Below are 26,371 nucleotides of genomic sequence, written 5' to 3'. Positions count from 1 at the left end.
ATTAGAAAGGGCGAGGGGAATGACCCAACTCAAATCAACGAAGAAAGGATTAGTAGCGGTTGCGTCACTGCTTATGTTAACGGGTTGTAATGATATGGGTGATAGCGAAGAAGAGGTCATTGTTGTAGAAGAGACGGCCGAAGAAGAAGAGCAACAATATGTTGTCACCCCTACGATCCAAACACCAGAAAATTTTTATCGCAATGTCTTGGTAGATGGAACGTACCAACATAGCGAAGCGCGCGGTAATGTAGCACATGCGATGAATAATCGTATCGACATAGATCAGTTTGAAGTCGGGTTAATGGAAATTGCATCATCGCAGTTTCCACAAGAAGAGTATTACTTTCAAGAGGGACGATTACTTGATGGGGAAACGATAAACAGTTGGCTCCGCCGATATGACCCTTCAGAAGAACGATATCAATTTGGTCTAAATCCAACCCTTCCTTCCCTTGGAGCAGGAGAAGATGAAGACGAAGACGAAGAAGGTAAAACCGAAGAAGAAGAAGATAAAACTGATGAAGAATTAATGCGAGAAAATCCCGCTTACCTTTCTCATATCATGGAACACAATTATGTTCTAGAAGCTGAGGATGATGGTGTCCAATTAGGTGGGATTGTCATTGGCCTGTCGTTACGAAGTGTCTACTATTTTCGAACTGTAGATGAGGAAGGAGGCTATTGGTTTCACCAAGAAGAGCTAGATCCGCAAGAAGTCGAAGCTGCTGGTCGAGAAATGGCCGACGAAGTTGTCTCGCGAATGCGTCAATTCCAAGAAATCGAAGATGTTCCAATTACCGTTGCATTGTATCAAGAAGAACGGCGTGACGCCATTGTCCCAGGTAATTTCATTGCAGTTGGTGACGCAGGGGTTGGCGATCATATCGAAGAGTGGGAACCAGTTGACGAGGAATTTCACTTTTTCCCACCGCGGTCTAGTGATGCCCCATCAGCACAAGCGAGTGAATTTAATAATTTTAAGGCTGACATTGAAGATTTTTTTGAAGATAATATAGGTGTTGTCGGTAAAGGCAGGTATAAAAACAATGACCTTCAGGAATTTTCCATTGACATCAATTTACAGTCGCATGGCCAAGCGGAAGTCATTGCTCTAACTCAATTTATTAGCGGACGTCTGGACCAACACTTTACCTTTAATGCTCCGATTGATATTTTGATTCAGTCAACAAATGGACCTGAAGCGCTAATCGTTGAACACCCTGATCAAGAACCGTTTGTCCATATTTATTAGTACTTTTAATGGTCGCAGTGAACCTACTGCGGATGATGTTTTCCCTGGATAGGTTAAAAGTCTTGATTTATGCATAGAATGTTGATTTTGACGCATACAAACCGTAAATCGACGCATGGAACACTAGCAAAAAATAGAGATGCACGCCAATATGGCGGCATCTCTATTTTTTTACGAAACGTCTTTATTATTTCTTTTTTGAATGCGCCATAAAACCATTAAAGCGAGAATAGCACCTGTGACACTACTAACTAGAAAGCCAGGTACGAAAAATAAAATTCCTTCTGCTTGTCCTAAAAAGACTGCGGCAATCGGGACAGCTAACAAGGAACCCAATATGCTTGTTCCAATAATTTCTCCGACTGCAGCTAGTCCGCTTTTTTTCGTCCAGCGATAGGCAAGTCCTGCGAACAGCGCTCCGATCATTCCACCTGGAAAAGCGAGTAAACTACCGATTCCAAGCATGTTTCGCAGTAAACCGATTCCGAAAGCAACGGCAACAGCGGGGCCAGGACCTAATAAAACCCCGGCTATAACGTTCACGGTATGTTGAATCGGGTAGGCGCGTGCAACACCTGTTGGAAACCAAATAAATTGCGCGCCAACAATGCCGATGGCAATTAAAACAGCCATAAGTGTTAGGCGTTGTGTATGATTCATATGAGTGTCTCACTCCTTCATGTTGCTTATAAGTAATAAGGTAAGAAAAGCGATTTCTAGTGGTGTTCAATTGTAACATCTCTGGTCCGTTTATTGTGACGCGGGCGTTTCTTTGGTATGATTTTTATATTGCCAAACGTATTCAAGGAAAGTGTAAGGAGGTGTGGAGAATGGCTCGTTTAACAAAAGAGCAAGTAGAGCACGTGGCTCATTTAGCGCGTCTTGATCTTTCTGATGATGAAGTGGAGAGAATGACGACGCAGCTTGATGATATTATTGGTTTTGCTGAGTTATTAAATGAGTTGGATACAGCGAATGTTGAACCGACTTCTCATGTGTTGGATGTGAAAAATGTCGTTCGTGAAGATGAGAGACGTCCGTCTTCTGATCGTGAGGATGTGTTGAAAAATGCGCCGGATCAGCAAGATGGTCAAGTGAAGGTGCCATCAGTTTTAGAGTAAAGGGGTGAAGTGAATGTCATTGATGGACAAGCGTATTTCTGAGATCCATGAGCAATTACATAATGGTGAATTGAAAGTGTCTGATGTGGTCGGAGAGTCGATTTCGCGTATAAAAGAGGTTGATGGGAAGGTACATGCGTTTCTTTCTGTTAACGAAGAAGAGGCACAAAATCAAGCAGCAGCGCTTGATGAAAAATTGGCGGGCACGGATGAACGTGGTCTGTTGTTCGGTCTCCCGATGGGGATTAAAGATAATATTTTAACGAAAGGTTTGACGACAACGTGTGCCAGTCAAATTCTTTCTAACTTTGAGCCGATTCATAACGCAACAGTTGTGGAGAATTTAGATCAGGCTGATGCAGTGACGATCGGGAAATGTAATATGGACGAATTTGCGATGGGGTCATCGAATGAGAACTCGAGCTTTAAAGTGACGCGTAACCCTTGGGATACAGATCGTGTGCCGGGAGGATCGAGCGGGGGCTCGGCTGCTGCAGTTGCTTCTGGGGAAGTTCTTTTCTCACTCGGGTCTGATACCGGTGGTTCGATTCGCCAGCCTGCGTCCTATTGTGGAGTTGTCGGATTAAAGCCGACGTATGGTCGTGTATCTCGCTTTGGTCTTGTCGCTTTTGCGTCCTCGCTTGAGCAAATTGGTCCGATCACCCGTACGGTTGAGGATAATGCCTATGTGATGCAGACGATTGCAGGTCACGACAAGATGGATTCGACAAGTGCGGATGTTGAGATCGACGATTATTTATCGGCGTTAACGGGCGATATTACGGACTTGAAAATTGCTGTTCCAAAAGAGTACCTCGGTGAAGGTGTTGATGAAGGGGTTCGTGAAAGTGTTCAAGAAGCATTACGTGAGCTAGAACGTTTAGGTGCGACATGGGAAGAAGTATCTTTACCCCACTCCAAATATGCCGTGGCAGCTTACTACTTACTTGCGTCTTCAGAGGCGTCTGCCAACCTTGCCCGTTTTGATGGAATCCGATACGGTGTCCGAGTAGAAAATGAGAGCAGTTTATTGGAAACTTATAAGAAATCTCGTAGTGAAGGTTTTGGTGACGAAGTGAAGCGTCGTATTATGCTCGGTACATTTGCGCTTAGCTCCGGTTATTACGATGCGTATTACAAAAAGGCGCAACAAGCGCGTACGTTGATTAAACAAGACTTTGATGACATTTTAGCTGATTATGATGTGATCGTAGGGCCGACTGCGCCAACAGTTGCTTTTAAAGTCGGTGAACAGATTGATGATCCGCTGACGATGTATGCCAATGACATTTTGACGATACCGATGAACTTAGCAGGGGTACCTGCGATCAGTGTACCGTGCGGCTTTTCAGAAGGTCTGCCTGTCGGTTTACAAATCATCGGCAAGCATTTTGATGAGTCAACGGTTTATCGTGTCGCGCACGCGTATGAACAAGCAACAGAACACTATAAAACACGTCCGAATTTAGAAGGGGGGGCATCGTCATGAGTTTCGATACCGTTATTGGTTTAGAAGTGCACGTCGAATTAAAAACCGAAACGAAAATCTTTTGCGGTTGTAAAAATGAATTCGGTGCACCGCCTAACACGCATACGTGCCCAATCTGTCTCGGACACCCTGGTGTTTTACCGGTTTTAAACCAACAAGCGTTAGAGTTTGCGATGAAAGCATCGCAAGCGTTAAATTGTGAAGTTGCAACCGAAACGAAGTTTGATCGTAAAAACTATTTCTACCCTGATAGTCCAAAAGCATATCAAATTTCTCAATACGATCAGCCGATTGGTGAAAATGGCTCGATAGAAATAGACGTTAACGGTAAGAAAAAGACGATCGGCATTACTCGTCTTCATTTAGAAGAGGATGCAGGGAAATTGACGCATTCAGACGATGGCAGTTACTCGCTCGTCGACTTTAACCGTGTCGGTACGCCGCTCGTTGAAATCGTATCTGAACCAGATATTGAAACACCGGAGGAAGCGTACGCATACTTAGAAAAATTAAAGGCGATTATGCAGTACACAGAAGTGTCTGACTGTAAAATGGAAGAAGGCTCACTCCGTTGTGATGCGAATATTTCCCTAAAGCCAGCAGGACAGTCGGAATTCGGCACGAAAACGGAATTGAAAAACTTAAACTCGTTTGCCAACGTGCAAAAAGGGCTTGAGTTTGAGGAAAAGCGTCAAGCAGAAGTGCTGACGAGCGGTGGTGTGATCGAACAAGAAACGCGACGCTGGGACGATGCGAAAAAAGAAACGATCCTTATGCGTATTAAAGAAGGATCAGAAGATTATCGTTACTTCCCAGACCCTGACTTAGTGAAATTCAACATTGATGAAGGATGGAAAGAAGCGGTGCGCGCGACGATTCCAGAACTTCCAGATGCGCGCCGTGAACGTTACGTAAATGAGCTTGGTTTGTCTGAATATGACGCCAATGTGATTACACAGCAAAAAGCAATCAGTGACTTTTTCGAGCAAGGTTTAGCAGAGAAAGCATCAGCTAAGCCGCTTGCCAACTGGCTCATGGGTGAAGTAAGTGCATATTTGAATGCGAATGACCTAGAGATCACGGATGTACCAATGACACCTGTTAGTTTGGCGAAAATGATCAACTTGATCGAAGACGGTACGATTTCATCGAAAATCGCCAAAGACGTCTTTAAAGAGTTGATTAAAAATGGCGGCGATCCAGAACAAATCGTTGAGGATAAAGGTTTGAAACAGATCAGCGACGAAGGTGCGATTCGTGAAATGGTCAATGAAGCGATCGATAACAATCCGAAGTCCGTAGAAGATTTCAAAGCTGGAAAAGAAAAAGCGATTGGTTCCCTCGTCGGTCAAGTCATGAAAGCTTCTAAAGGAAAAGCAAATCCGCAGATCGTCAATGAATTATTGCGCGATGAATTAAACAAACGATAAACGTCGTAATGAAGGTCGTACGGGGAATCCTCGTACGATTTTCTCAATAGGATGAGAAAGGGAGAGTGGATGAAAATGAATGAAGTGATTCAGTTATTAAATAACCACAGTTCTTATCGTAGTTATTCTGATAAGCCAGTGACCGAAGAACAGACGGAAGCGATTGTCAAAGCTGCGATGTCAGCTGCAAACTGGGCAAATTGTCAGCAAGTAACGGTCATTGAAGTTCGTGATCAAGCGCGAAAAAGCAAGTTAACGGAGCTTGTAGGTAATCAAAAATGGGTTGATGAAGCACCAGTCTTTTTCGTGTTTTGTTTAGATTATAACCGTGCTAAGTTAGCAGGGGAAAAACACGGTCAGCGGATGAATGTAACCAATACTGTAGAAGCAATCACAATTGGTGCAACGGATGTCGGGATTGCATTAGCGAACGCGATCGCTGCAAGTGAATCTTTAGGTTTAGGTACCGTGCCAATCGGTGGTATTCGTGCTAATCCTGCTGAAGTCATTGAACTTCTCGACTTACCAGAATACGTTTTTCCTATCTCTGGACTCGTTGTAGGGCATCCAAATGAAGAAGCTGCGCAAAAACCGCGTTTACCTCTTGAAGCGGTTCATCATAAAGAAACGTACAATCATGATCAAAATCCGCTGATTGATGCTTATGATGAGGCCTTTGCGAGCTATATTTCTGAACGGACGAATGGGCAAGAATCTCGTACGTGGTCAAGTGGCGTTGCGAATTTCTATTCGGAAAGATACCGTAAATTTGCCGATGGCATCGATGAAGTTTTAAAGAAGCAAGGTTTTCATTTTAAATAGAATGAGAGAGTGCGTGTGAATATGGGTGTCGGTGGACACTGGTTCCTTTATGAGTGTTTAAGGGGGCCGCGGACATCAGTTCCTTTATTTGTTGAAAAAAGCGTTAAAATGGTGCACTTATCACTGATTAGCGGAACTCATGTCCACAAAACCCTCAAATCAAGTTGATTTTTCTTAAATAACGGAGCACATGTCCGAAGCGTACGTTTTCTTTCATAGAATCATCATCTATAGCTAGGAGCGAAGAGATTTTTCTTGCGCTGCTGGCTTTTTTTGTCTAGATACAACGCCTACGAGGTCGGGTTACTTCAGTCATTTTCAGACGCTAAAAAGTGGATGCTACCAATGCTCTTCTAGTTCCTGGCGCTCGTGTTCAAGACGTTTTCGCCTTTGTGTTTCAAATGAATAAAACCTATCTACTATAACATAATAAAACGAACAAGTACTTACACCGGTGGAGGTGTGAAACATGGCAGGCGAAAACGTAAAGATACCACTTTCAAAGGAGTTTCAGGAAAACGTAGATTATTTAGTCAAACAAATGCGGGTTGAAGAAAGTTTTGACCTTTTGCATCATAAAATAGAGGTCGGTGGCCGCAAAATCAGCATGTTTTTAGTAGATGGATTTGTTGATGATCAGGCCATGACTCGCGTATTGCAAAATTTGCATATGCTTGATGATGATGTGCTTCGTAGTGACCCAATTGATACGCTAATGAAACGCGCGATTCCTCACCAAGAGACGGAAACAGCAGACGATTTAGAAGACATCATTACACAAGTATTGTCTGGACAAGCAGCAATGATTGTGGAAGGTTGTACTGAAGCAGTTATTGTTGATACGCGTGAATACCCAGCCCGTACGCCTGAAGAGCCAGATTTAGAACGGGTCGTTCGTGGTCCAAGGGAAGGGTTTATTGAAACACTCGTTTTTAATGCGGCGCTCATTCGTCGTAGAGTGCGTGATCGTTCTCTTGTGATGGACTACGTTCAAGTTGGACAAAGGTCGAAAACAGATATTGTTTTATCATATATCGATAGTATTGCGGATGCCAATTTTATTGAAATGATCAAAAAGGAAATCGAAAAAATTGATATCGATGGACTATCGATGGGAGAAAAAACATTAGAAGAATATATTTTTGGAAAAAGTTACAATCCATATCCCCTTGTACGATATACAGAACGAGGCGATACAGCTGGTGTCCATTTAATGGAAGGGCACATATTGATCGTAGTTGACGGTTCACCGAGTGTGATGATTTGTCCAACAACATTTTGGCACCATCTGCAACACGCTGAAGAATATCGCCAAAAGCCGATTATTGGGGCCGCGTTACGTTGGGTTCGTTTTGCAGCAGTGCTATCTGCTTTATTTGTGATGCCATTGTGGTATATTTACGACACACATCGTCACATAGTTCCAGTAGGTTTTGATTTTATCGGTGTCGATGATCCTGGGGCGATTCCAATTATATGGCAGTTTTTAATAGCTGAACTAGGTGTTGAAATGCTCCGTATGGCGGCCATACATACACCAAATGCCTTAGCGACAGCTTTAGGGTTAGTCGCAGCGCTTCTCATCGGTGAGATTGCAGTTGAAGTAGGGTTGTTTACGGCGGAAGTGATTTTATATTTAGCAGCAGCAGTGATTGGGGGATATGCAACGCCAAGTTACGAATTAAATTTAGCGAACCGTTTCTTTAGGGTTGTTTTCTTAATTATAGCTGCAACGTTCGGGCCTACAGGGTTGATCATAGGTGTTACTGTATGGCTCATCATGCTTGCCACCACGAAAGGGTTAAACACACCTTTCATGTGGCCATTTATTCCGTTTAGCCCAACTGAATTTGTTGATGTTCTTGTACGTTCACCGATTCCTTTAAGTAATACAAGACCAAGTATTGTTAAACCAAAAGACAAAACGAGACAGTAAAGTGATCGCTATGAGCAGTGGAGTGTCGATTTAAAGTAGTATAGGATCATGAAGTCGTGAAGGCGTCTTGGCACATTAAGTGTTGAGATGCCTTTCTTTCTGTATGAAAAGAATAATTGCACCCTCATCAATAAATCCTAACTTTAAGATAAGGGAGGGTGTGTGACGTATGGATTTTATTCAAAAGTATGAGTTGAAGCATGAACATGAACATGAGCGCCCCGTTGTCGTCGTTCACCTCGATCCATTTAGTGAAGAGTTTGCTTCTGAATTAGGAACACAACCAACAACCGATAAACGATCCTTAAAAGACCGTATAGCTGAAAAGGTGAAAAAACGGTTTTCTGGTCTTGGATCAGCGAAAGTGGTCGTGATGGTTGGTGGGCTCTTCTTTTTTTCCATGAATATGGGATCGGCACAAGCGGAAAGCAATACATTTAATATGTCTTACTTATTTTTTGGCACGCCAGAGACGCAAGTACAGTTTGTTGATCGCACAGAACAATCTGTCCAAGTCGTTTCCCCTAGTTACTTTGATATCCATGAAGACGGCTCTTTAAAATTAACACGCCAGTTCAGTGAACATTTCATTAGCGAAATGGATCAAAGGGATATCCAAATCACCCCGTTTTTGAGTAACCATTGGGATCGCGAATTAGGGCGGGTCGCTTTAGAAAATCGTGAGCAATTATCAACACAAATTGCTGATGTCATCGAAGAATATGATTTACATGGCGTCAATGTCGATATTGAAAATGTCACCCATGATGACCGCGATGATTTCACAGACCTCGTTCGATTGTTAAGAGAGAAGATCCCAGATGATAAAGAAGTGTCTGTAGCAGTCGCTGCCAATCCAAATGGATGGACACAAGGCTGGCATGGCATGTATGACTATGAAGCACTCGCTGAATACGCCGATTACTTAATGCTCATGGCTTACGATGAGAGTTATTCTGGTGGACCAGCCGGGCCTGTCGCAAGTTATCCGTGGGTAGAGAGGTCTGTTGAACAGATTTTACAATCCGTTCCTTCTGACCAAGTCGTTTTAGGCTTGCCCTTCTTCGGCCGTTATTGGGTTGATGGCCAAGAACAAGGCGGTTTTGGGATTTCAAAAGCACAGACAGAGCAACTCGTCGCAAAGTATGATGGCGAGATCACCTATCATGAAGACCTGCAATCACCAGAAGCAACTTTTACCATTGAAGAAGGGGACCCAACGTCAACAGTATCAGGTCGCACGTTACACCCAGGCACATATACTGTTTGGTTTGAAAACGAGCAGTCCCTCGAAGCGAAAACGAAACTCGTTCATCAATACGACTTAAAAGGAACAGGAAGCTGGGCGTTAGGACAAGAAAACCCTGCGATCTGGGGACATTTTTCTACATGGTTGAACAATGTTCCACCATCTGTACCAGTCGATGGAGAAGAGGCCGGAGAACCGGTCGAAGCAGGAGAAACGGTAGATCAAGACGCCGAAACGCCTGTAGAAACTGCTAATGAGGGCAAGAGAGCAGAACTGACGGATATTCAAACACATTGGGCAAAAGAAGACATTCAATCAATAAGAGACCGTGGCTGGATGAGAGGCCGAACAGACACAACATTTGTCCCCGAAGGTACACTTACACGCGCCGAAGCAGCGGTTACCCTCGTCAATGCCCTTGAACTTGAACCAATACAAGAAGTAGAAAGTTCGTTTCAAGACGTTCGTGAAAGTTTTTGGGGACATAACCAAATCGAAATCGCAAAACAACATGGACTCATTTCAGGGAGAAGCGAAGCGGTATTTGCCCCAAACGATACGATCACGAGAGAAGAAATGGCTGTTATATTAGATCGTGTTCTAGAAAGAGAAGAAGTTTCATCCGAAAATCAAGCTTTCCGTGATATTACACCAGACAGGTGGTCAGCGGATGCCATTCATCATTTAACCGACTTAGGGATCATTAAAGGCTACCCTGATGGCACATTTGGTCCTAATGGACAATTGAAGCGCGCAGAAATAGCCGTCATTTTAACAAGAATGATGCCTTACATCGATGAAATTCTCGAAAGTATTCAAGACGATGAGCCGTTGGTTACTGATGAAGTGACAATCGACGAACCAACATCTAATGTGAGTGAATACACCGTAAAATCAGGGGACACATTATTTTCAATTGCGCGTATGTTCGACACGACGGTATCTGATTTACGCGATGCGAATAACCTGACTGATGATACAATCCGAGTAGGTCAAGTGTTGACGGTTCCTGGAGAAATTGAAGATGAATCACCGACTGAGGGAGAACCTTCCCCAGAACCTGAGCCCCCTGAAACGAGCCCCGAGCCCGACCCTGATGAAGATCAGGTTTCAGTAGCTACTGACTTTATCATTGATGCGACAGAAGAAGATATTGACTTGATGAGTCGCCTCGTTCATGCAGAAGCTCGTGGTGAACCTTATGAAGGAAAAGTAGCTGTCGCAAGCGTTGTCGTTAATCGTGTCTTAAGTGATGAATTTCCGAATACGATCGAAGGCGTGATCTATGAAACGCACAATGATGGCACGATATACGCATTTGAACCAGTTCAAAATGGACAAATTGAACGTTCAGCAACAGACGAGGATACAGAAGCAGTCATTGAAGCGTTAAAAGGGGCTGATTCAACAGGAGGCTCGCTCTTCTTTTACAATCCAGACACATCAACATCTCCATGGGTTGAAACATTAACGACGCAAGCGACGATCGGTAATCATGTGTTCGCGGTTTAGTTCGTCAAAATGTATTGTTTGCGATAAGTGTTGGTTGAAATCATTACCATCGATTAAAATGACCATCATCGAATAACGATCGTCTATTTATCTCACAATAAGCCTCAGCATCAAGAATGAAATTCACGATTGTTGAGGTGAAAGATCATGCAAGCATTAAGAAAGACAGTTTTTCTTTCGCTTGTGATTGTTTTTAGTTTGGTAAGCTTTGCAAGCGAAGTGACTTTCGCAGCCGAATATGAACCAGTCCCGACTGCAGGATTTGTGATTAATGGTGAAACGGTTGATGGCATTGATCCAATTAAAATGGGTGACACATATTATCTTCCTTTTAGAGAAGTATCTCGCATTTTAGGATATAAAGACATCAAGTTTGAACAGTCAACGAAAACGTACGAAACGACAGATGGGTCAACTGCCGTCCGAATTACAATGGGGGGAGCGAGAGCAACAAAAGGTGATGAGTTCATGAACATTGACCCACCGCGTTGGATCAATGATACGGCGTATGTTTCTTTAGATACTGCCGGTGCGCTTTACAATACTTATATCACATTCAACTCAGAAGATGGGTCGATTCAAGTACAAAAGCCAGCTGGTTTCTACCGTGTACAAAAACATGATACTCTCTGGCGTATTTCACAGATTCACCACACGACGGTTGATAAATTAAAAGAGGTCAACAACCTTTCGTCGAACCTCATTCGTACAGGTGAGTTGCTAAAGCTTCCAGACCGTGACGACGTCAAGGAGATGGAGCCGATTGACGAAGAAGAACCAGTTGACGATGATAAAGCGACAGATTCAGTAACAGACATTAGAAACGGCGTTGCCGCAACATCGAAAGACTACATTGGAGCAGGGTATCAATTAGGGGCGACATTAGATCAAGCACCACAATTATTTGACTGCTCTTCTTACACAAAATATGTCTTCCAACAATATGGTATTGATTTACCACGAACGGCAAGGGAGCAAGCGAGCGTCGGTAGAACGGTGCAAAGCCTTGAAATCGGTGACTTAGTATACTTCAAAAACTCGAGCCTATATAGCGATGGTCGACCAGGTCACGTCGGCATTTATCTTGGCGATGGTGCGATGATCTCTGCAACAACATCAAGAGGTGTCGTGATCCAAGAAAACTTTATGGATGTTGCTTACTGGCGCGACAACTATATGTACACGAAAAGGGTCATCGAATAAACTTCAAACGAATCGAGCAGTGTCGTGCTGCTCGATTTTCTTTATGTTTTAAAAATGGATGATTATGTTATATTTGAAGAAATGAAAGTCAGCCAGAAATGAAAGAAGGTTTTATGATGGATGTGACATCGCCGATATTTACCTTGTTATTAGCGTCCGTCTCATATTTGTTGACACAATACCGTCAACACCAAGGTCGGGGTGTTTATAAAACCTCAGGCTTTTCGTTTGGAGAATTCTTCGTGTTTGTTATTGTTGTCATTAGCATGTATCAATTCGTCGACATTGTAGATTGGGTGTTTTATGGGATTATTATTGGCGTTATTATTTTAATTACTTTCCAAATATTCAATAAAAGAGAAGCGTATGCTGTCTTAAATGGCCCTTATGAAGAAACGCTTGAAGTGTTGAATGAGCACATTCGACATCATCACCTCCCACTAAAAAAAGAAGTCAATGTTGATGAATTAACAGCTGTATATAAACATCCATACACAAATGATACAATCAACGTGTCGTGGGATAGAACGCCATTTAATGATCAATATAATGAAAATGTTAAATTGACATTTAAACAAAATAAAGAAGCATATCTTTTAGAAGAGTTGAAACTAGATGTACTCGATGCGTTACGTGAGAAGCGAGCGGAACGAACGATGAAAAAACGGTTATATTTGAAGGTAGGTGTGATCTTCTTTTTCATCACAACCTTCACGCTTTTTTGAGACGAGTTCCGTGAAGAGAATGTGCTATAATGAATGAAGAAAATGGAAAGAAATTGGCAGAGGCGAACAACTTCATGTTCTAATATGCAGGCAGTTTCTCGCTGCTAAAGGAGATTAATTATGAAACGTGCACGAATCATTTACAATCCATCTTCTGGGCGCGAACATATGAAAAGGCATCTTCCTTATATTTTGAATCGTCTTGAGGAAGTGGGTTTTGAGACTTCTGCGCACGCGACGACGGGTAAGGATTGCGCGAAATGGGAGGCGCAAAGGGCTTCTGAGCATTTTGACCTGGTTGTTGCTGCTGGTGGGGATGGGACGATTAATGAAGTCGTCAATGGGTTAGCTGAGCAACCGAATCGACCGACGCTTGGGATTATTCCTGGTGGAACGACGAATGATTTTGCGCGTGCTGTCGCGATCCCGAAGGAAATTGAAGCTGCTTGTGATGTTCTATGTGCAGGAAATGCGCGGGCGGTGGATATTGGTCGCGTTGGGGAGCAATATTTCATTAATATCGCCGGCGCAGGAACGCTCACCGAACTGACATACGAAGTGCCGAGCAAATTAAAAACGATGATGGGACAAGTCGCTTATTATATTAAAGGCTTTGAAAAGCTCCCGCGCATTAAACCAAACCATGTCACGATCGAATACGACGGAAAATGGTTTGAGGGCGATATTATGCTCTTTCTTGTCGCCAACACGAACTCAGTCGGCGGATTCGAAAAACTCGCACCAAACGCCTACATGAACGATGGCATGTTCGACATGCTCATCGTGAAAAAAACAAACATAGCAGATGTCGCCCGAATAGCCAGCTCCGCCTTAAGAGGCGAACATATCCACGACGACAGAGTCATATACGTACAAGCACACCGAATCAAAGTTCATCCTGAAAAAGAAATGCTCCTCAACATCGATGGCGAATATGGTGGAAAATTGCCCGGGGAATTTGTCAATTTATACCAACACCTCGACATGCTCGTCCCAGAAAAAAAGTTAAATTCGTTCAAACCCTAGGTGGAAGGTTTAAGAACAACCAGCGTCATGCACGCATATGCTTCAAATGCGCCTTTATGAAACGTGACAATGAGGGTCCTGTAAAATGGGACTCCTTTAATTGACAAGCTCAAGTGTGGGGGAATCGCATCAATAAGTGAACTTTTGGGATCGGGTTTTCCTTTTTTCAACAACAGAAAGATCATAACGGAAACCTTTAAATAGAGAGAGAAGAAGGTGAAAGTATGAATCAATATGTTGCGTATTATATTACCATGATTGGGGCAAGTTTTTGGGGGTTAACAGGTCTTTTCGTGCAATCATTGTATGATTTTGGATTTTCAGCATGGGACATTGTTGCAATTAGAATGACTGGCGCGTCGTTGATCTTATTTACGTTTCTTTTTCTTTTTTCGCGAAAATCTTTACGGATTCATCGGAAGCATTTACTGCATTTTTTTGGATTAGGTGTTGTTAGTATCACCTTTTTTAATTGGTGTTACTTTGTGTTAATGGATCGAACTTCCCTTTCAATTGCTGTCGTTTTACTTTATACGAGCCCGATTTTTGTGATGTTGTTGTCACGGATTTTTTATGGGGAAATGATTACGAGGCAAAAGATGCTCGCGTTAACTTTGACGGTGGTTGGTTGTGCGCTTGCGGTGCAATTTTTACCGTTCGGTGGATCGAGTATTTCATGGATTGATTTGTTACTCGGTTTAGCGTCTGGATTTTTTTGTGCTTTGTATAGTGTGATCGGTAAACAAGTAAGCCAACATTATAGTGTGTTAACGATCACTTCCTATTCATTATTCGCTGGAACGCTTGTCCTTTTTCCGACAAGTCAATTATGGGATGATGCGTCGCGTTTTCTCATTTCGGAGGTATGGATTTATATTCTCGGTGTGATCGTTGTCTCAACGATATTTGCGTATGTGCTTTACACATATGGTTTATCACAAATTGAATCGAGCCGGGCTGCGATACTATCAACGATGGAACCGATCGTGGCCGTCCTCGTCGGTGTTTTTGTATTTGATGATGTACTTACGTTTTTGCAATGGCTAGGTGTTGTGCTCGTTATTTTCTCCGCATTTGTCACCGTATTTTCAAAAGAACATCGGCGTGTTAAAAGAATATCGGGAACTTTAGCGAAATAAAGGGTAGGTGCTACCGAAGCACTACCCTTGCACATGTGTTTTGAAAATACATTTAAGTTAAAATTTGTAATTTTAAATTAGGGTTTAAATGAAAAAAAGAGAAGGTGGGGGCTAGAGTGACCTAGTTCCCATTTTTTTACTTAAATTGGATTTTAAATTTTTCTTTTTCGTGGCTTAATTCTTGCGACAGTTTCCGAGAAAATAACTTCGTTATTGTTTGTCGAGTTCGGTATTTTACGTCTTCCCTTTGATGATTTCCGTTTCTTCTTATTTAGTTCACCTAGTAAATCGACCCAAGGCCGTATCCAGTAGATACGAATTATACGAAGTACTTCCCAGTCAGTTTTCTTAGTATTTGTAGTTAATTTAATAATTAAAGTGATAATTTGGGCAATGAGAGCAAAAAACATTTGGTTCCAAATCCCCTGTGGTTTGGTACTCCAAACTTCAGTGAATCTTAGGTGTTGTTTGATCCACTTGAAGAAATTTTCGATTTCCCACCGTTTACGGTATGCCTTCATGATCTCTTGATCGGTTAGATCCCAGCGGTTGGTCATAATACGATAGAAACGTTGTTGATCATCATAAAATTCCACGAGTCTTACTGGGATTTTGGATAGCCCAAAATATACTTCTGCATCACATTGGACTGATGGGTGAGTTGGTGTGAAGTCTGTTCTCTCGAAAACTTTAATACTTTTAGTAATACGGGCAACAAATTTAATATCATTCTTTAACCAATGTTCAAGGTTTTTGGTGGATGGATACCCTCGGTCCATTAAGTAAGTATAATCTGATTTTTCAATGAGGTAATCAACACTTTCAAAGTCACTTACATTCCCCGTAGAGGGTAACATTTTGACTGGATAAGAAATATTGTCAGATATGTGAGCTAAACAAAGATGCATTTTAACTGCACTCATAGAGGAAGACATTTTAGCCCAGTCACAACGATTTAAAGGAAGTTTTAAGGGTGTTGAGTCAACAATATAAAAAGGTCCCATGCGGGACGATTCTTTTTTGTCACCTTTGGTTAGACGCTCAAGTAATTCAATGGTTTTAAAGAAAACATCTTGAACCCATTCCGTTGGTAAATCATTGATTCTTCTACTTAATTGAGAAGCGCTTATACTTTTTAGATTTAACTCATTAAGAACCTCCGGTTCGCAAGATAAACCTTCGACTATCTCATCATACGATTGCCATTTATTAAGTTGAGCAGCGACACCAATTTTAAAGAGGGCATCCACAGAAAGCTTGTCATAGTCGTAATTTAATATAGGACAAGTATATTTTTCTACCGGAAGTAAAGAAAAACATTGACCTGTCACATTCTTATGACCTAAACTTAACTTACTCATAGTTAAGCTCCTTTGTAGAGATTTGGGAACTAGCAGGTCACCTCTCTACAATAGGAGCTTTTTTTATTTTTGTAAACAAAACCCTTTCAATTGAAAAAAGACCATTATTTTACATGCGCGCAAGGGTAGTGGCTACCGAAGTAGCACCTACCCTTTCGCGCTTTACAGCGAAACAGCACCTATCTCTTAAACACGAAACTTCTGTACTTCTGCTTGCAGCTCCTCGGCCATACTCGAGAGCGTTTCAGCAGCAGCTGAAATTTCCTCCATGGACGCCATTTGCTCTTCCGCTGAAGCGGCGACATTTTGCGCGTAACTCGATGTTTTTTCGGAAACACTAGCAGCATCATCAACCGATTCAACGACCGTTTCGGTATTACCTTTCATCTCGATTACTGCAGAGGCAATACCTTGTATTTGCGACGAAATATCGTGGATTGAAGATTGAATCGTACCAAACTCACTACCAGCTTCATTTACATAAGTAATGCCTTCTTGTACCGATGCACGTCCTTCACCCATGACAGACACCGACTGGTCAATACCTTGTTGAATCTCTTGAATAAGCCCGCTAATTTGATTGGCCGATTGGTTCGACTGTTCTGCTAACTTTCGCACTTCATCCGCTACAACCGCAAAACCTTTTCCGTGCTCACCAGCTCGAGCAGCCTCAATCGCCGCATTTAACGCCAATAAGTTCGTTTGTTCAGCGACATCAGTGATCAACGAAATGATACTACCAATTTCTTTCGACTTATTACCCAACTGATCAACGACATTCGAAATCTCAGCCGTTTTCGCATCAATCGTCCCCATTTGATCAATGGCTTTCTCAACCACTTTCACACCATTTTCAGCCTTTTCATCCGAAACTGCCGTCGAAGCCGTCGCAGACTCAACGCCAGAAACAATCTTATCCATACCCGCCGAAATCTCGTTAACCGTATTTTTCGAACGATTTGTACTATCAGACTGCCGCTCAGCACCAGAAGCCACTTCCTGAATCGATTCCGTAATTTGATTCGTCGCTTTCGTCGTCTCATCCGCACTGCTCGTCAATTCCTCAGACGAAGCCGCCACTTGCTCTGCATTTGACGAAATTTGTCCAATCATTTCCCTTAAGTTCTCAGCCATCTTTTCGAAGGAAACATTTAAGGTTTGCACCTCATCACGACTCTTCATTTTCACCGTTTCTACATTCAAGTTCCCGTTCGCCATCTCTGTCGCATTCTCAGAAAGTTTGATAATTGGCTTTGTGATTCGATTAGAAAGCACAGTACCGATAACAATCGCAATGATAAAAGCGATCACTGTCGTAATGAGAATCCCCATCATCGCACGTTCCGCTCCTTGAACAGTCGCTGCTGTTTCTTCTTCAACAATGTCACCTAACCATTCAGAAAACACTTGTGAATCTGCAATGGCCGCATTGGCGATGTTCGCGACACTATTATTGAAGTATTCAATTCCGCCTTCCAAGTCGTTATCAGCTAATGAAATAGCTGTATTAGCTTGGCGATAATAGTCATAGTTTAATTGTTCCAAACTATCAAGCATGTCTAAAGTATCTTCCATTGTTGCTAAGCTTCTACCTTCTTCAATCAGTGTGTTAATCTGCTCGTTTGCATTTTCAAATCGCTCCAATCGCTCGGAGTCCTGATCTAATAGATATCCGCGTAATTGCGCACTTTGTACATTTACATTAGTTTCAATTGAACTACTAATAACCTCTAATTCACTGACATTATCAATGATGTACTCATATGAATTGTTCGTCTCATTCATCGTCCAATAAGAAATACCTCCGCTGAATCCAAAGATCACAGCAATAATAACAAAACTAGCTATTAATTTTTGTTTTAAAGTTAGTTTCATGATAAGCTCCTTCCTTTAGTCAATTAAAGGGTAGGTGCTACCTTGGTAGCACCTACCCGGTGTTGCTTTAAAGTGAAAAAGTGTCCCACCGTTCATAAATGTACAAAAGTAAAAAAAACACGCATAAAATATGGGCGTGTAAGAGAGATGCAGCTGGCTGGCATACCATTGGTTGGCTCTAGCCCCTTAAGCTTTGCGTCCGACTTTTTCAAGCCGTTTGCCCATATATTGATATCATTTGTATTAAACAATGACGTGTCTATAATTCTGATTCTTATGAACCATACCAAGAATCCTATCAAAAATCAATAAAATATGTAGAAATTAGGCGAATAATGTCAGAAACAAGCAAAAAGTCCCACTTCACCAGATTAAAGGGTAGGTGCTACCATGGTAGCACCTACCCTTTAACAAACTAAACCACTAAACAAAAAACTCCTTCCCGTCATTTCAACAGGAAGGAGAGGAGAAACAAATAGTTATGTTGTCATCATCCATCTTTCTTTTGTACCTTGTAACGCAACCATAACGCCGTAGTACAACAATGCAGCAGTGAGTCCAGCTAACGAAGAGATCAACGCCTCATTACTAAATTCAACGAAAGACATCCCTACATTAATCGCTCTTCCGACTACGTAGATTAGCATCACTGATAGACCAGCACCAGCATATAAACCAAGATAAGTAGCATACCATTTCATTGTCGAACGAATCGGTAAACGAAGCATCAATTTATCAAGTAACCATGAAACAGGAATGCCGACGAGGAAAATGACAGGTGCAGAGTAGAACATGTAAATCCCAAGCAATAGACCAAATGACATGTGAGTAGCCCCTTCAGGTAAACGAGAGGCAGGTTCATAAACAAAGCCAGCAACAATTGCACTAAACATGACCGTCGTTACACAAGCATAGAGAAAGCGTTGAAAAAGCATGGCGTCACCATTCCCTTCGAAATTTCGTGAACAAAACACCAAAAACTGTGTCTAATTAGTTACAAAGATTATATGACAAGATTATCAAAGCAGCAAACAGTATGATTACTAAAAATACATTCCATCTTTCGAACGATCAGTATGAACGCCGCTCGTATTAAATGAAACGAATGAATAGAAAATCCTTCGACTTCCTTTTGGTTGTCGTGAATTTTTTTGACTGCAGCAATTGTGGTACAATCACCGTAGTCAAATTGGAGCGGAAAGGAAAGAACAAGCATGAGCCAAGGAAAACGAGAAGTGCCGGTAAAGAAAAATGAAACATACAACGTGACGTTTGAAGACTTAACTCATGACGGCGCAGCCGTTGCAAAAATTGAAGGTTATACATTATTTGTTCCTAAAGCATTACCAGGTGAAAGTGGAAAAGTGAAAGTCGTTAAAGCAAATAAAGGCTACGGATTTGGACGTTTGCTCGAATTAACGGAAGAGAGTTCGCAACGCGTTGATCCGCCTTGTCCAATCTTTGACCGTTGTGGTGGATGCCAAGTTCAGCACTTAAGCTATGAAGGACAACTCGAACACAAACAAAAGCACGTAGCAGATAACTTAAAACGAATTGGGAAGTTAGAAGACATCGCAGTACACCCAACTTTAGGAATGGAAGATCCTTGGCGTTACCGGAATAAAGCGCAAGTGCCAGTCGGTGAAGCAAACGGGGAACTCATTGCAGGATTTTATGCGAAGCGAAGCCATGAAATCATTGATATGCCAAATTGTATTATTCAACATGAGTCGAACGACCTTGTCGTACAAGAGGTCAAAGATATCGCTAAAAAATACGGCATTCGAAGTTACGACGAAAAAAAACATAAAGGAACATTACGTCATATCGTCAGTCGTCACGGCAGAACGACGGATGAATTGATGGTTGTCCTTGTGACAAGAGGGAAAGAACTTCCTAATAAGAAAAACATCGTTCAAGAAATTCGTGAACGTCTCCCAAATGTCAAATCCATTATCCAAAACATTAACCCTAAACGAACGAATGTTATTTTCGGGGATCAAACAACCACGTTATGGGGAGAAGATGTGATTTACGATTATATCGGTGACATCAAATTTGCAATTTCTCCACGTTCGTTTTATCAAGTCAATCCAACACAAACGAAAGTGTTATATGAAAAGGCGTTAGAATATGCTCGTTTAACCGGAAAAGAAACGGTCATTGACGCCTATTGTGGCATCGGAACGATTTCGTTATTTTTAGCGCAAAAAGCAAAACAAGTACTCGGCGTAGAGATTGTTCCCGAAGCGATTGATGATGCGAAAAACAACGCTAAATTGAACGGTATTGAAAATGTCGATTTTGCCGTTGGAGAAGCGGAAAACGTCATTCCGTGGTGGCAATCTCAAGGCGTTCAACCAGATGTGATGGTTGTTGATCCGCCACGAAAAGGCTGTGACGAGTCACTCTTACAAACAATGATTCAACTCAAACCTGAACGGATCGTCTATGTTTCCTGTAACCCATCGACCCTCGCCCGCGATTTACGGATATTAGAAGACGGAGGGTTTCGTACAAAACAAGTCCAACCTGTGGACATGTTCCCTCAGACGAATCACGTTGAAGCCGTCGCTGAACTTGTTTTAGATGTGTAATGTCAAAATAAAGATCCACCATGGAAGCACGGGGACGTATTTAGTTCGGGGAAGCACGGGGACGTATTTAGTTAGCCGATTTTGTAATGAAAGTGTAAAAAATTATGAAGGCAAGATAATAAAGTTGGAAAGGATATTCCTTGAGAACAAACGTAACAGTTACCATGATTATAGATTACTGCAACAAGAATGTACGTCCTGGTTAAATGTAGTTTGTAACGATGTGAAGCAGATGTGTGGTTGACCACCTCTCGACAGAAGGGAGGTGAGAAAATGACAACACAATGATTGTACTAACATCAAGTATCGTTCTGATAAGTGTATGGAGATTGATTCTAGCAATCGTTCAAAGAAGCAAAGAAAGTAACCACCTGCCCCTCGACCAAAGGATAGTAGGTGGTTGCTTTTTCAGTGATCACAACTTCATGCGACATATTGCTGCTTCGTTCTAATATTATTATACATGAATGGTAGGAAAAGGTTTTTGCGTCCTCTTGGGTGCACGGGGATAGTTCGCGCAATTTCTCCCTAAAATATATTGTGATAAATTACCCGTAGTATGTTCTTTAAGGTGTTTGATTTTGGTGAAATATTCGTTTGTTCCTTTAAGTGCATCATCAAGGAGAAATGATTACAAAGTGGTTACAAATCTGGTAAAGGAGGTCCGTCCCCAAGTTTCTACAAAGTGGTTACAAATCTGGTAAAGGAGGTCCGTCCCCAAGTTTCTGAACCAAACTAAAAGAAAAGTAGGGTAGTACTTTATGACTAAAAAAAAGAATCACGGATTTAAAAAATCAAAAAATAAACAACATCAAACTGAAAAACAGAATAGCAAACAATCTCCTCCGCAGGGAAACCGAAAAAACTCAAAAACCAAAGGCAAGCCTCCTACAACCGATAAGCGCTCCCATGGCAAGAAAAATGCACCCGTAGAGGTAACCTGTTCAGGTTTAACAAGTGAGGGTAAAGGGATTGTCCGGTGGGAAGGGAAGCAGCTTGAGGTTGCGAACCTGCTGCCTGGTGAAACAGCTGAAGTGATTGTTTCCAAAAAAGGACGCTTTTTCAACACGGAGCTGAAGCGGGTGATTAACCCTTCAGAAGACCGTGCTCATCCACCATTTGCTTATTACCACGAGGGTACGGGATGTCATATTCACCACATGAATGATCAGGCGCAAAAGCGTTTCAAACAGAACGTCATAGATGAACTAATGAAGCCTTTTGGAAAAACAGAGCCCATCATAACCATGGAACATCCGTATGGGTACCGGAACAAAAATGTTATGACATTCGGTCTAAATAATAAACGACAGATTATTAGTGGACTATACGCCGAAAATACTCATCAGATCATACCGATGGAAAGGTCCATCATCCATGATCCAAAAGCAGATGAGATTATTCAAACCATCAAGGGGATGATGAAGTCCTTTAAAATGCAGCCGTACAACGAAGACACTGGACAGGGCTTTTTGCGGCACGTATTGATAAGGGTAGGAAAAATGAGCGGTGAAATCATGGTGGTTCTGGTAGCCGCATCACCAGTGTTTAAGGGGAAGAATAATTTCGTTAAAACCCTAAGAAACACTCACCCGGAAATTACGACGATACTGCTGAACATAAATGACAGGAATGACAGCATGGTGCTTGGCAATCAGGAAAAAGTGCTATACGGCAAGGGAACCATAACAGACACACTCTGTGGATTGGAATTCGAGATCTCAGCGAATTCCTTCTATCAGATTAATCCAGTCCAGACAGAAAAGCTGTATACAAGGGCTATTGAAATGGCAGGGCTAACTGGAGAGCAAACCGTAATAGACGCATACTGCGGTATCGGTACGATTGGACTGGTTGCAAGTAAGAGAGCTGGCAAGGTCATTGGTGTGGAGGTTAATAAAGGTGCGGTTCGTGACGCTATTCGTAATTCAAAGCGTAACGGCGTAAAAAATGCCCGATTTTATCAAGGCGACGCTGGAGAGTTCATGGTACAGATGGCGGAACGTGATGAAAATATAGATGTCGTGTTTATGGACCCGCCTAGAAGCGGGTGCGACGAAGCCTTTTTGTCTAGCTTGATTCAACTCAAACCTAAACGGATCGTCTATGTTTCCTGTAACCCAGCGACCCTTGCTCGCGACTTACGTATTTTAGAAGACGGTGGATTTCGTACAAAACAAGTTCAACCTGTGGACATGTTCCCTCAGACGAATCACGTTGAAGCCGTCGCTGAAATTGTTTTAGATGTGTAATGTCAAAATAAAGATCCACCATTTATAAAAAAGTTAGAACAAATGCCCGAATTTGTAAGGATAAAGATCGAACAGATTCGGAAAGAAGGTGAAGGCTTGAGGGACAGGAGACTGATTTCTCAGGCCTTTTCATGATTTTTCTAATCGAACTTTAATCTCGCGTGAAAATGAAGTTGGGACAAAATAGTTGAATCAAAAGTGGGGAAAATGGGGGTTTGTGTTGAGACTTTGTTTTGAATGCATCACATATTACACTTCTTTTTATTATGCGGCATTGCGAGTAGAGGACCGTTCAGTCACAAAGGAAAAAGAATAAGAGAATAAAAACGATGGTTCCAACGCAAAGGATTCATCGTTTTCATTTGTAAAATGTTGCGATGTAAGCAATTTAGAGACACGGGGAATTTTGATGAGCACGATCATTAACATTTTTTGTGTTTCCCTTAACATTTATTTAAAGTTCACGAATATACATTCAATTAATCATATCCATATTGTACAAGGTCAGGCACAAACTTAACTAGAGTTTCCGTGCCTGATCTTGTTTTTTAAAAAGAAATGAAAGGATTTTTTTGACTTTATCGGAAAGTAAAGTATGACAACTTTTCTAGTAGAGGGTGTTATCTATGTCTTCTCCTGTTGTGACGAAAGAAAAGCGGGTTTCTCTTCTTCAGAAAAAATGGCAGAAGTGGCTATTTGTGATTTTCGCCATATTATTGATCATTATTGTTATGTTTATGGGAGTTGTTTATTGGTTTGTAACGAGCAGTCACCCTGAATTGGAAGGTGAACTTTACGATGATGTGATACGTGAAGAAGTGAGTGTCATTCGTGACGGTCACGGGGTACCACAAATTGATGCGAATAGTGCTCATGATGCCTTTTATGTTCAAGGTTACGTCACAGCGCAAGATCGCTTGTTTCAAATGGATATGACCCGACGTCTTGCTAGTGGCGAGTTAGCCGAAGTAGTAGGTGAGGATGCGCTTGATAGCGATCGTTTTTTTCGTACATATGGCATGCACCGAGAAACGCAAGCACTTGTCGAGCAGTTTGACCGTGAAACGGCGGAAATGGTCAATGCTTATGCCGAAGGGGTCACAGCTTATATCGAAGAAGTATTTGCAAATGGCAATGATCCAATTGAATTCAGCATCCTAGGTTATGAACCAGAACCGTGGACGCCTCAAGATACAGCACTTGTTGTAAAGTATATGGGGTATACATTATCAGGAAACTACAAGGACGAACTCAAGCATTACGAAATGGTGCGTCACATGGGTGAAGATGCTTTAAAATTGTTCCCTAACTATAATGAAGAACGATTTCCTGTTGTTACTTCGCTAGAAAACAATGATGATATCAACATTCCAGAAGAACAGTTGAAACAGGAAAAGGATGTTGACAATGTTCACCCATCTTATGAACAATCTGAAAAGCTTGTGGAAAATGATACAGTGGATGATCATATGGAAATGGACCACCGACATATAGGTGAGATACCATTTTCAAGTGAAGATTTCCGTGAATTGCGAGCTTATGCGCCATCTCCGTACAATGGGAGTAATAACTGGGCAGTTAGCGGTCAATTGACGGAGTCTGGTTTTCCGCTGATCGCAGATGATCCACATTTAGGATTAGCGATTCCGAGTGTTTGGTACCAAACACACCTTAACATAGAAAATGATTTTGAATCGGTTGGAGTAACTGTTCCTGGCATTCCGGGTGTCGTTCTTGGTCACAATCAACACGTTGCATGGGGGGTAACTTCACTTTCTGCCGACCAAGAAGATCTATTTTTAGAGCGTGTCCACCCAAAGGATCCAAATATGTATTTATACGATGACCATTGGGAAAGAGCGACGGTGATTGAAGAAGAAATACAGATAGAGGAAGAAGATGACCCTCATATTGAACGGGTAGAAGTTACGAGAAATGGTCCTGTTATTAACAAAGTTGTTGATGATGGACCGTATCAAGCCATTTCATTACGGTGGACAGGAGCAGAGGCTGGTGAAGAATTAAATGGCATACTTCGATTAAATCGATCAACCGACATATATGAATTTAAAGAAGGGCTTGAGGGGTTTGTGACGCCTGCTTTAAGTTGGGTGTTTGCAGATCAACAAGGAAATATCGGGTATCGCGGCCAAGCTTTACTTCCGGTTCGCCAGCAATCAACTGGGCAGTTGCCTAAACCAGGTTGGGATCCTGATTACCAGTGGGATGGCTTCATTCCAAGTGAATCTATGCCACAGGAGATCAACCCAGAAGAAGGTTACATCATGACAGCCAACAATCAACCGATTGATGAAGCATATCCATTTGAAATTGGACGTAGTTTTCATCCTTATCGTGCAAAGCGGTTGGAAAACGTATTTGAAGCTGCAAGGTCAAAAGAGGAGCCAATGACAGTGAATGACATGAAAGAGATGCAAGTTGATTTTTATAGTGCAAAAGCAGAAACGTTATTACCGAAACTATTAGATGCACTAGCTGTTTCTGACCAAAAAGCTGTGAATGATCAACATGAAGGAGACGAAGAAAAGTTTGATCCCCTAGGTGAAGTTGAACAAGAAGTTTATTCATTGTTAGAAGAATGGGATTATGTAGAGCATGCCGATTCTTCGGAAGCGCTTATTTGGAACCTGTGGTATCAAACGTTTGCCGATGCTTTGTTTGAAGACATATTTGGTTTTTCTTACTCGAATTCAAATACAATTCATGATGTCATTACAAAGGCTTCAGAACACGAGGAACATGTGTTGTTTTCTTTTCTGGAGGACGAGTGGCATCAGTCATTCCCGGATTTTGCGCGAAAAACGTTTTCGGAAGCCGTTGATGAAGCGGTTGAATTACAAGGGGAAAACCCGCGAAGTTGGGAGTGGGGAGAGTTCCATTCAATGACCGTTGAACACCCACTAGGTGAAGTTTTTCCGCTTAATCACATTTTCAATGTAGGTGACTGGCCTTTAGGTGGGAGTGCGGCAACACCAGGTATGATGGGCTATGATCAAGAGAGTGGTAACATTACCACCGCTGCAGGATGGCGATTTGTTGGGCATTTCTCTAATGACCCTGAGTTTTACGATATTTTGATGCCAGGACAATCAGGCCAACTGTGGTCACCTCACTATGATGATCAGGTAGAGCCATGGATAGAAGGGGAGTTGAAGCCAATGAGCGGGTCCCGATCGGAGCGAGAAAGTTTAAAAGAGTTACGCTTTCTACCGGAGAGATAAAATATGACCATCGTAAAAGCCACCTATCGTTCATGATAACTGTAGGTGGTTTTTTATCGTGTTAAAGGCAATGTTGGTAGGTGGGAAGGATGAATTCTTTTCTGAATATTTGCTGCTTTGACATTCAAATAAGGGGT

18 protein-coding genes and 1 riboswitch are annotated in these 26,371 nt (G+C 42.0%); of the genes, 14 read left to right on the top strand and 4 right to left on the bottom strand.

Annotated features, from left to right (window positions below):
* The first annotated feature begins 19 nt into the window (after positions 1–19).
* Complete coding sequence (locus HNQ41_RS03370) at positions 20–1,255, top strand: CamS family sex pheromone protein (protein ID WP_184662998.1); 1,236 nt, start codon at positions 20–22, stop codon at positions 1,253–1,255.
* Between the two features lie 171 nt (positions 1,256–1,426).
* Here HNQ41_RS03370 and thiW read toward each other — a convergent pair whose 3' ends face one another.
* A complete protein-coding gene (gene thiW / locus HNQ41_RS03365) occupies positions 1,427–1,915 on the bottom strand; it encodes an energy coupling factor transporter S component ThiW (protein WP_184662997.1) in 489 nt (162 codons plus the stop codon).
* Between the two features lie 170 nt (positions 1,916–2,085).
* Between thiW and gatC the strand changes: the two genes are divergently transcribed.
* The 10 genes from gatC (at position 2,086) to HNQ41_RS03300 (ending at position 14,907) form a co-directional block, all read left to right on the top strand.
* Positions 2,086–2,376, top strand: a complete 291-nt coding sequence (gene gatC, locus HNQ41_RS03360; RefSeq protein WP_184662996.1) for an Asp-tRNA(Asn)/Glu-tRNA(Gln) amidotransferase subunit GatC — start codon at positions 2,086–2,088, stop codon at positions 2,374–2,376.
* A gap of 13 nt (positions 2,377–2,389) precedes the next feature.
* Complete coding sequence (gatA, locus tag HNQ41_RS03355; RefSeq protein ID WP_184662995.1) at positions 2,390–3,865, top strand: Asp-tRNA(Asn)/Glu-tRNA(Gln) amidotransferase subunit GatA; 1,476 nt, start codon at positions 2,390–2,392, stop codon at positions 3,863–3,865.
* On the top strand, positions 3,862–5,295 hold the full coding sequence (gatB, locus tag HNQ41_RS03350) for an Asp-tRNA(Asn)/Glu-tRNA(Gln) amidotransferase subunit GatB (RefSeq protein WP_184662994.1): 1,434 nt from the start codon (positions 3,862–3,864) through the stop codon (positions 5,293–5,295). The genes gatA and gatB overlap by 4 nt, the downstream gene beginning before the upstream one ends.
* Positions 5,296–5,370: 75 nt before the next feature.
* Complete coding sequence (locus HNQ41_RS03345) at positions 5,371–6,117, top strand: NADPH-dependent oxidoreductase (protein WP_184662993.1); 747 nt, start codon at positions 5,371–5,373, stop codon at positions 6,115–6,117.
* Between the two features lie 469 nt (positions 6,118–6,586).
* A complete protein-coding gene (locus tag HNQ41_RS03340; RefSeq protein WP_184662992.1) occupies positions 6,587–8,053 on the top strand; it encodes a spore germination protein in 1,467 nt (488 codons plus the stop codon).
* 169 nt (positions 8,054–8,222) lie between these two features.
* Complete coding sequence (locus HNQ41_RS16590) at positions 8,223–10,814, top strand: S-layer homology domain-containing protein (RefSeq protein ID WP_246421468.1); 2,592 nt, start codon at positions 8,223–8,225, stop codon at positions 10,812–10,814.
* A 147-nt stretch (positions 10,815–10,961) separates the two neighbouring features.
* Complete coding sequence (locus tag HNQ41_RS03315; RefSeq protein ID WP_184662991.1) at positions 10,962–12,017, top strand: NlpC/P60 family protein; 1,056 nt, start codon at positions 10,962–10,964, stop codon at positions 12,015–12,017.
* A gap of 116 nt (positions 12,018–12,133) precedes the next feature.
* Positions 12,134–12,742 (top strand): hypothetical protein, encoded by a 609-nt coding sequence (locus HNQ41_RS03310; RefSeq protein WP_184662990.1) that lies wholly within the window; start codon positions 12,134–12,136, stop codon positions 12,740–12,742.
* A gap of 120 nt (positions 12,743–12,862) precedes the next feature.
* Positions 12,863–13,768, top strand: coding sequence for a diacylglycerol kinase (locus HNQ41_RS03305; protein ID WP_184662989.1), 906 nt, complete (start codon positions 12,863–12,865; stop codon positions 13,766–13,768).
* A gap of 224 nt (positions 13,769–13,992) precedes the next feature.
* Positions 13,993–14,907 (top strand): DMT family transporter, encoded by a 915-nt coding sequence (locus HNQ41_RS03300; protein ID WP_184662988.1) that lies wholly within the window; start codon positions 13,993–13,995, stop codon positions 14,905–14,907.
* Between the two features lie 152 nt (positions 14,908–15,059).
* On the opposite strand, the gene HNQ41_RS03295 is transcribed toward HNQ41_RS03300, so the two are convergent.
* The 3 genes from HNQ41_RS03295 to HNQ41_RS03285 all read right to left on the bottom strand — a co-directional run bounded on the left by HNQ41_RS03295 (position 15,060) and on the right by HNQ41_RS03285 (position 19,078).
* The gene (locus HNQ41_RS03295) at positions 15,060–16,268 is read right to left on the bottom strand and encodes an IS4 family transposase (protein WP_184662987.1); all 1,209 of its coding nucleotides are present in this window, start codon (positions 16,266–16,268) and stop codon (positions 15,060–15,062) included.
* 186 nt (positions 16,269–16,454) lie between these two features.
* A complete protein-coding gene (locus HNQ41_RS03290) occupies positions 16,455–18,143 on the bottom strand; it encodes a methyl-accepting chemotaxis protein (RefSeq protein ID WP_184662986.1) in 1,689 nt (562 codons plus the stop codon).
* A gap of 145 nt (positions 18,144–18,288) precedes the next feature.
* Positions 18,289–18,375, bottom strand: a riboswitch (cyclic di-GMP riboswitch).
* Positions 18,376–18,622: 247 nt separating this feature from the next.
* Complete coding sequence (locus tag HNQ41_RS03285) at positions 18,623–19,078, bottom strand: hypothetical protein (protein ID WP_184662985.1); 456 nt, start codon at positions 19,076–19,078, stop codon at positions 18,623–18,625.
* A 279-nt stretch (positions 19,079–19,357) separates the two neighbouring features.
* On the opposite strand from HNQ41_RS03285, the gene rlmD (HNQ41_RS03280) reads away from it, so the two are divergent.
* From rlmD (HNQ41_RS03280) to HNQ41_RS03270, 3 genes are all read left to right on the top strand, one after another.
* Positions 19,358–20,740, top strand: a complete 1,383-nt coding sequence (gene rlmD / locus HNQ41_RS03280) for a 23S rRNA (uracil(1939)-C(5))-methyltransferase RlmD (RefSeq protein WP_184662984.1) — start codon at positions 19,358–19,360, stop codon at positions 20,738–20,740.
* A 761-nt stretch (positions 20,741–21,501) separates the two neighbouring features.
* Positions 21,502–22,992: a 23S rRNA (uracil(1939)-C(5))-methyltransferase RlmD gene (gene rlmD / locus HNQ41_RS03275; RefSeq protein ID WP_184662983.1), complete on the top strand. Its 1,491-nt coding sequence runs from the start codon at positions 21,502–21,504 to the stop codon at positions 22,990–22,992.
* A 626-nt stretch (positions 22,993–23,618) separates the two neighbouring features.
* The gene (locus HNQ41_RS03270) at positions 23,619–26,234 is read left to right on the top strand and encodes a penicillin acylase family protein (protein WP_184662982.1); all 2,616 of its coding nucleotides are present in this window, start codon (positions 23,619–23,621) and stop codon (positions 26,232–26,234) included.
* Positions 26,235–26,371: the final 137 nt, after the last annotated feature.

It is taken from the genome of Texcoconibacillus texcoconensis (genome assembly GCF_014202575.1).
Classification (GTDB): Bacteria; Bacillota; Bacilli; order Bacillales; family Salisediminibacteriaceae; genus Texcoconibacillus; species Texcoconibacillus texcoconensis.
Note: the sequence above shows the minus strand (reverse complement) of the source record. Positions and strands in the feature narration are given on the sequence as shown.